Origin of the sequence: Mesorhizobium sp. M1A.F.Ca.IN.020.04.1.1, from assembly GCF_003997315.1 — a bacterium.
GTDB lineage: Bacteria > Pseudomonadota > Alphaproteobacteria > Rhizobiales > Rhizobiaceae > Mesorhizobium.
Map to the genome: position 1 here is coordinate 1 of NZ_RZSN01000398.1, position 936 is coordinate 936.

At 67.3% G+C, this 936-nt stretch carries 1 protein-coding gene; it reads left to right on the forward strand.

What is annotated here, in order from left to right:
• Positions 1 to 126: 126 nt before the first annotated feature.
• Positions 127 to 936 (forward strand): hypothetical protein (locus EOA49_RS32170; RefSeq protein WP_127243611.1); only part of this gene is annotated, 810 nt, incomplete at its 3' end.

A 936-nucleotide genomic window follows, 5' to 3' on the forward strand; every position in this document is an offset into this window, starting at 1 on the left:
CCTTCAAGGTCGGCAGCGCCGAGTTCGACAATTGGTGGCATTCGCCTGATGCAAAATGCCTATCGCCCTGCTTGCGCCGCTGCCGCCGGTCAGGCTTTGTTGTCACCGAAGATTCGAGGTTTGGCAATGGACACCCTCAGCATCAACGCAAAAGGCATCTCGGTCTCCCTCGATCTCGCCGTCGGCCACATCGCCGCCCTGGAAATCGAGGCCGATGGCCGCCGCCTAAAACCGCTGCACCGCGCGCCCTGGGTCGGCTCGCCGCGCGCGACGTTGCCGCAAAACCTCCCCGAAGGCACGGTGCGCCTGTCCGGCGACTTCCTCTGCGCGCCGTTCTCCACCAGCGATGTCGAAGCTGCTCCCCTCCACGGTTGGACGGCCAACAGCGAGTGGGATGTCGTCGAAAGCAGTGCCATCGCCGGCGGCTGGCGCGCCGTCTTCCGCTTGCGCCGCAAGGTGATGGGTGCTTCCGTCGACAAGGTCTTCACGCTCCGCGACAACCATCCCTTCCTCTACCAGGAACACATCTTCTCCGGCGGTTCCGGCGCCATTTCCGTCGCCCACCATCCGATGACGGCGATGCAGGACGGCGGCCGGCTCGCCTTCTCGCCGAAACGTCTGGCGGTCACGCCTGAGACCCCTCTGGAGCCCGATCCGGCGCGCGGCCGGTTTCGTCTGGCCTATCCCGCCCGCGCCACCGACCTAACCCGTTTCCCGCTCGCGGCCGGCGGCACCGCCGATCTCGCCGACTACCGCATGGAAGACCGGCGCGAGGATTTCATCACCCTGGTCGAGGCCGATCATGGCGGGCCGGGCTGGACGGCGCTCGCCCGCCGCGCCGAGCAGGATCTGGTGCTGGTGCTGAAGAACCCGGCCGAGCTGCCGGTCACCATGCTGTGGTTCAGCAATGGCGGGCGCGACTATGCGCCCTGGGGC